General features: G+C 62.6%; 5 protein-coding genes and 2 pseudogenes. 2 read left to right on the plus strand and 5 right to left on the minus strand.

The window, feature by feature from the left end; genetic code table 11:
- Window positions 1–158: 158 nt before the first annotated feature.
- Together ACFVJ3_RS48910 and ACFVJ3_RS48915 are read left to right on the plus strand one after the other, a co-directional pair.
- Window positions 159–1,416: pseudogene (locus tag ACFVJ3_RS48910) on the plus strand (IS701 family transposase).
- A gap of 147 nt (window positions 1,417–1,563) precedes the next feature.
- Window positions 1,564–1,758, plus strand: a pseudogene (locus ACFVJ3_RS48915) (IS5 family transposase); the annotation flags it as partial.
- Here the strand turns inward: ACFVJ3_RS48915 and ACFVJ3_RS48920 are convergent.
- The 5 genes from ACFVJ3_RS48920 to ACFVJ3_RS48940 form a co-directional block, all read right to left on the minus strand.
- Entirely contained in the window at window positions 1,755–2,648 is an 894-nt protein-coding gene (locus ACFVJ3_RS48920; RefSeq protein ID WP_378458953.1) for an alpha/beta hydrolase, read from the minus strand. The pseudogene ACFVJ3_RS48915 and the gene ACFVJ3_RS48920 sit on opposite strands and share 4 nt — an antisense overlap.
- A gap of 197 nt (window positions 2,649–2,845) precedes the next feature.
- Window positions 2,846–3,271, minus strand: coding sequence for a heme-binding protein (locus ACFVJ3_RS48925; RefSeq protein WP_378458954.1), 426 nt, complete (start codon window positions 3,269–3,271; stop codon window positions 2,846–2,848).
- A 312-nt stretch (window positions 3,272–3,583) separates the two neighbouring features.
- A complete protein-coding gene (locus ACFVJ3_RS48930; RefSeq protein ID WP_378458955.1) occupies window positions 3,584–4,246 on the minus strand; it encodes a 3,4-dihydroxy-2-butanone-4-phosphate synthase in 663 nt (220 codons plus the stop codon).
- Entirely contained in the window at window positions 4,243–4,740 is a 498-nt protein-coding gene (locus tag ACFVJ3_RS48935; protein WP_378458957.1) for a flavin reductase family protein, read from the minus strand. Before ACFVJ3_RS48935 ends, ACFVJ3_RS48930 begins: the two co-directional genes overlap by 4 nt.
- 270 nt (window positions 4,741–5,010) lie before the next feature.
- Window positions 5,011–6,303: an LLM class flavin-dependent oxidoreductase gene (locus tag ACFVJ3_RS48940; protein ID WP_378458956.1), complete on the minus strand. Its 1,293-nt coding sequence runs from the start codon at window positions 6,301–6,303 to the stop codon at window positions 5,011–5,013.
- Window positions 6,304–6,504: the final 201 nt, after the last annotated feature.

The following is a 6,504-nucleotide window of genomic DNA, read 5'->3' on the forward strand; positions in this document are numbered from 1 at the left end:
GACGTCGTCGACCAGGGTCACAACCCCAACCGGCCGGAGCCCCCCGACCCAGTGACCACCACACGACTCGTCGGGCTGGGGCGAAGCCCCGTTAGTAGTACTTTGTTAGCTCGGCGTGTCGGCTCGAGTTTTCGTGGCTTTCTCGAGAGTATGCGGGCATGGATACAGCCGCTCTCGACCGTGTCGGGGAACAGTTGGATACGTTTGTCGGTGAGGTGTTCTCGTCGCTGGCGCGCAAGGATCAACGGGAGAAGGCGGGACTGTATGCGCGGGGCTTGATGCTCGACGGGCGACGGAAGTCGATGCAGCCGATGGCGCAGCGGTTGCGGGTCGATCACCAACAGTTGCAGCAGTTCGTGACCACCTCGCCGTGGGATGTGGTGCCGGTCCGGAAAACGCTGTCGCGCCGGGCGTGTGATCTGATCGTCCCGGATGCGTGGGTCATCGACGACACCGGGTTCATCAAGGATGGACCCGCCTCGCCGGGTGTGGCCCGGCAGTACTCGGGCACCCTCGGCAAGGTCGGCAACTGTCAGATCGCGGTCAGCGTGCACGCCGCCACCGACGCGGCGTCCGCGCCGTTGGACTGGCGGCTGTTCCTGCCCCAGAGCTGGGACGATCGGTCCACCACCGACCCCGACACGGTCGCGGCGATCGCCGCCCGCCGGGCGCGCTCGGCGATCCCCGACACCGAGCATCACCGCACCAAGTGGAAGATGGCGATCGAGATGATCGACGAGCTGATCGAGTGGGGCCGGATTCCGCCGACCACGGTGGCGGACGCCGGCTACGGCGACGCCACCGCCTTCCGGGAAGCGTTGACCGAGCGCGGCATCGACTACGTCGTCGCCGTCAAGGGTGACCAGCGCCCATCCCGGCGACGCGGTCCCCGAGGCACCTCCCTACAGCGGGCGCGGGCGCGTACCGGCCCCGCGCTACCCGGGCCCGGTCGCGAGCTGCAAGGACCTCGTCCTCGCCGCCGGACGTAAGGCCCTGCGGACGGTGACCTGGCGGCGCGGCAGCAAGACCGACCCCGACAACCCCACCGCGGCGATGCGGTCGCGGTTCGCCGCCGTGCGGGCCCGCCCGGCGAACCGCGACATTCCCTGCGCCGAGGACGGCACCCTGCCAGAGGTGTGGTTGCTCGCCGAGTGGCCGACCGGCGCCGACGAGCCCACCGACTACTGGCTCTCCACCCTGCCTGAGGACATCCCGCTGTCCGAGCTGGTGCGCCTCGCCAAGATCCGCTGGCGCGTCGAACACGATTACCGGGAACTGAAAACCGGTCTCGGACTGGATCATTTCGAGGGTCGTTCCTGGATGGGCTGGCACCACCATGCCACCCTGGTCACCGCCGCGCACCTGTTCCTCACCGCCCTCCGGCTCGCCGACCCAAAAGCGACTGGGCAGGACTGACGCTCTATGGCATCGTGCGTGAACTCCAGGCGCACTTGCTCGTTGGATCGGTACCTGCCCACTGTGCCACCACAGATTTCCCACCTAACAAAGTACTACTAGGTGCGGAACCCCTGAACGAAACGGAGTCGGACCGAACCACAGCCCGAGAAGGGCTCCCGAGGTGGGCGACCGCTGGACTTCGATACCGCGCTCTGCCGTCACCGCAACACCGTCGAGCGTGGTTTGAACCGACTCGAACACTGGCGCGGTGTCTCAACCCGCTACGACAAGCACGCCGTCACGAACCTCGGCGGAGTACTCCTCGCCTCAACGATCACAACCCACCGACTGCGCAATTAGCAGACAGAACTCAACCACGCATCGACACGCTGTGCGATTTCCTCAGATCCGTTCTCGATGATGAAGTTGTGCCCATGGCCCGACAGTCCCCAGTCCGTGGCAAGTCGGGTAATCGGTACCCCTAACGCTGTCGACGTCTCCTCCGCCCTCGCCTCTGGTATGAGCTGATCTTGGTCCGCGACAAGTAGGAGCACGGGGATCTGACTCCCCCAACCTGGCGCGACAGCGGGATCTGTTTTCAGATCCATATTCAGCCCGAGGGATGCGTTGAAGATTCGGGGGGTCAACGGCACGAGTGATGATCGATAGTTGCCAATCGCCTGCTGTGGAAAGCACTCGCTGTTGGCGAACAGCGAACGAACCATCTCATCTGTGAAGACCACACATTGGTCCAGGGGAGCTGGATCCCAGCCTGCGACAGGGCTCTCCACGGAGGCCGGGGCAAGCGCTGCGATGGCACGGATCTTGTCTGGGTGACGCTCGGCCACTTTCAGCGACAATGCGGCGCCGATGCTGTGTCCGACCATCACGGCCGGGCCTGTCTGTTCCAAAAGTGCAATGACGCCGCCAACAACGTCGTTTGCGGAAACTGCGACGTTGTCCAGTGTGAGGCCGCTCGAGCGCCCGGTTCCCGACCAGTCGACTACGAAGACGTCCCATCCAAACGCAGCGAACCTGGGTGCCCAGCCCGCGCGACCATCGGGAGTCGTCGTCCACGCGGTTCCGGTGTGGAAGCCGCCATGGACCATGACGAGCGGGCCCCTTAACACCTTGGCTCCGGCTCCCGGAGACGGACGCCAGTGCTGTACATAGACCTGATGCGGGACTTGCCCAACGAAGCGCTCCGACATCGATACCACAACGTCGTCGTCAGTGGTGATGGGGTCCAACTTACACCTCCGAATGTCCAGGTAGTCAAATAGTCGAACTGCCGCCGCAGATCAGGCGTTGGGCAGCAGTGAAGGATCGTCATTGTATGTCCGGCGCCACCAGTGCCGCGCCGGGCAGACGCGTCCTACCGCCGGCCGTGTTGGCAGGAACCGGATGCTCGCTGGTTCGCCACTGACAGGTGTCGGATGGCGACCGATCAAGGTTGGGGGACTAGACCTGCGGCCTCAATGCCTGCTACGGCGACGGCCTCGTCGTTGTCGGAGGTGTCCCCGGAAACTCCGACGGCACCCAGTAGGGACCCCTCGGTCTCACGTACAAGAACGCCGCCAGGGACAGGCACCAGCGATCCACCTATTGCGGCGGTTGCCGCGGCAATAAAGTATGGATGCTGCTCTGCCCTGCCCATGAGCGAACGGGAGCCGATCCCGAGTGCAAGTGCTCCATGGGCCTTGCCGAACGCGATTTCAAATCTCTTGTTCGAGGCCCCATCCTCGCGTTCAGCTGCCAGTACGTGTCCCCCGGCGTCGAGGACAACAATTGTGAGCGGCTCGAACCCTTTTTCGTTGGCACATGTTCGAGCCGCCTCAATGATTTTTCTCGCCGTGCCGAGGTCAATGGTCATGCGTTTCTCCATCACTATTTTGTCGCATTATTACATTCGCGCGGCCAGGGACTTGTGTCGTATTCGGCGGAGTCATCAATGGTGTGCACAGCACCGAGGACAACGAGTCACGGAATGATCCCGTCACGCTGTACGAAGTATTCTTGGATATCGATCAAGCCAACTAACCTCACAGCGCCTTGGAGCCGCTGGCTTGGCTTCCTGATACCGATTGAAAATGCCGCTGCATCGACTTTCGAAGTGGCGACCCCCGAGCTGGAGGCGGGACACATGCGGCCGGCAAAGTCGAACAAGACATCTCGTGCAAGGGCATTACGGGAAGAGGTGTGCGGGGACGGCGCGGTTCTCCAATCTCGCTGCACCACGGGCCCCTCGATGGGCGTACTCCGCCCGGCGGGGATACGTGAGCAGCTCGGCGATGTCCAGAACAGGGAGGGTGTGTTTGGCGGCGAGGTCTTCAATTCCGGCCCGCGGCAGCACGTGACCCTGGTCGGCTACGAGCGTGGCCATTACAGCGACCTGGGGCAGTCCGGCTAGTGTGCACAGATCGACGGCAGCTTCCGGATGCGTGAGGCGTTCGAACACGCCGCCCGGGTGGGTGCATAGCGGTAGCACGTGGCCCGGCCGAACCAAGTCGGCGGGGCTTGTGCAGGGAGCCGCCAACGTGCGGAACGTGCGGGCGCGGTCCACGGCACTGATCCCGGTGGTTACTCCGTGCCGGGCGTCCACACTCACGGTGTATTGGTCGTCGAGGGTAACTTGGTTGCGCGGCACCATCGGAGGAAGGTCGAGCTCGTCGGCTCGGGCTTCTGACATCGGCGCGCAGAGCAGGCCAGAGGTGTGCCGCACAGTCCATGCAACCCACTTCATGTCTACCCCGTGTGCGGCCAGGACTACGGCGCCGGCACCGGTCGAATCAACAGTGAGCACCGGTCGTCCCTCCCGTAGTGAGGCCAGCGCCGCGTCGACTCTCATGCTGATTCCTGTTGGATCCGGTGAAGACCACTGCGGTGAAACACGATCGGTGCGACGTTGGGCTGAAGACTCAAATCGTTGATGCGCAGCACGATGATCGTATGGTCGCCTGCTGGAAGTTCCTGCTCGACCGAGGTGTTCAACCACACACTGGCTCCCTCGATGAAGACGGCGCCGCCCTCATGTGTCTGAGTGGTCAACCCCTCGAATCGGTCTCCGATCTTCGCTGACAGCGATCGCACCGCCCCATCGTGTGTCTCCCCGAGAATGCTGATTCCAATGCGCGGCGATTCTTGTAGTCGCGGCCACGTCGCCGAGGTGTTCTGCGGGCAGACAGCAACGAGCGGGGGATCCAGCGACACCGAGACAAAGCTACTCGCCGCCATACCGATCCGTTCACCACCGATCTCCGCACACACCGCAACCACTCCACTCGGGTATTGGCCGAATGCCTCTCGAAGGGTTGGCCCGTCCAGGGTCGACTGCGCGATCATGCGTGCTCCCTCCCGGAGGATTTCAGGATAGCGTCGCCTGTCATCACGGTCGTTTCCATGTATATGTACCTCACCGTTTCCGAGTCGGTCCACCGTCGGTGTGGTTGCGCCCCAATGGAAGGGGCACACCTGATGGCGGAGGAGGTCGTGGTCACGCGCGTGCTTTTGGGCACGCGTGGGGGTTCACCGGAGCCACCCGATGAGCATCGATGTGGTTGTGGCGCAGGTTCATCCAGTCGGACCAACTCTCACCACCGCCAGCGGGGCGAATCAGCTGAGAAGGTTCCCGCGGAGAGTGGACGCACTGTACTCCTTGCGGAACACTCCGCGGCGTTGAAGCTCGGGCACGACCGAGCGGCAGAACTGTTCATGTGAGCCCGGGAAGGTTGTCGGCATGATGACGAACCCGTCGCACGCGCCCGACTCGAACATGTCCTGGAGTTCATCGGCTACGCTTTCTGGCGTACCGACCAATGAACCTCCGCGCGAGCGCTTTGCAGCTGCTTCCGCCAGTGTGACCCCACTCTTCTCTGCGAACTGGTTGAGCTCGTCAGTCCTGCCCCGGGTGCCCTGGTTCCCTCGAACGTTGCTGACTTCTTCGAGGGTCTGATGTTTGCTCAGGTCGGCACCGACCGATAGCGACGCATACGCCAGGTCATACTCGCTGTGCTGCAGACTATCCAGGTAATCGGCCCGTTCGCGAGCGATCGAGTCGGTCTCCCCCAGGATCGGAGTCACTCCGGGAAGGATCTTGCATGAGATTGGATCTCGGCCGGCCTCCACGACTTGGCGTTTCATATCTTCGTAGAAGGCAACCATCTCCGCTCGACTGCCTTGTCGAGTGAAGACGACTTCCGCCCATCGCGCCGCGAACTCCCGTCCCCGATCAGAACTGCCTGCCTGCATAATGACCGGATGTCCTTGAGGGCTCCGTGGTGTCGGGAGCGGACCGCGCGATTTCACCCACTTGCCTTGATAATCGGCGTAGTGAACCTTGTCTGTATCGCCGAAAACTCCGCGACGCTTGTCGAAAATGAACGGATCGTCGTCCCACGTGTTCCACAGAGCGCTACATGCCTCCAGTACCTCGTCCGCACGGTCGTAGCGCTCACCATGCGGAGGCAATCCGTCGAGCCCGGCGTTGGCTGCCTCGAGTTCGCTGGTGGATGTTACGACATTCCAAGCCACACGCCCCTTGCTCAACATGTCGATCGAGGCTAGGGAGCGCGCGATATGGAATGCGTTGTGGAAGCTGGTCGAGATTGTCACGCCCAGACCAAGCCGCGTCGTAACTCGCGCCATGATCGGAAGAACCGTCAGAGGATCGAGATAGCTGTTCTGTCCGCCCGAGCGAATAAACATCTCGAGCCCCTTGTAGGTGTCGGCCACACCGAAAAGGTCGGCGAAGAATGCGCCATCGAACTTCGCAGCCTCTAATGTCTGGGCCATGTGTTCGTAACGGACCGGATCGAAAATGTCGTCCAAGGTCGCCTCGGGGTGCCGCCATCCACCCGAGTGCAGCGCAGTCGGGCCAGTCTTCAGGTATCCGATCAAATTCATCATGCGAGTCATGATCTATCCCTCTTCTGTTGCAGTCGTTTGTCGTCTGATCAATTTTGACTTCAGCAGCACAGTGAATGTGCACGTCGGCCGGCTGCCGGGGTGGTTTGTGTCATGCGTCGCTGAGGTCGACGGTGCGGTTGTCGCCGATCCGGTATGCGCAGATGGCGCTGAGTGTGCAGAATGCTGCGAGCATGATCGAGA

Source organism: Rhodococcus sp. NPDC127593 (genome assembly GCF_042671975.1).
Classification (GTDB): domain Bacteria; phylum Actinomycetota; class Actinomycetes; order Mycobacteriales; family Mycobacteriaceae; genus Rhodococcus_F.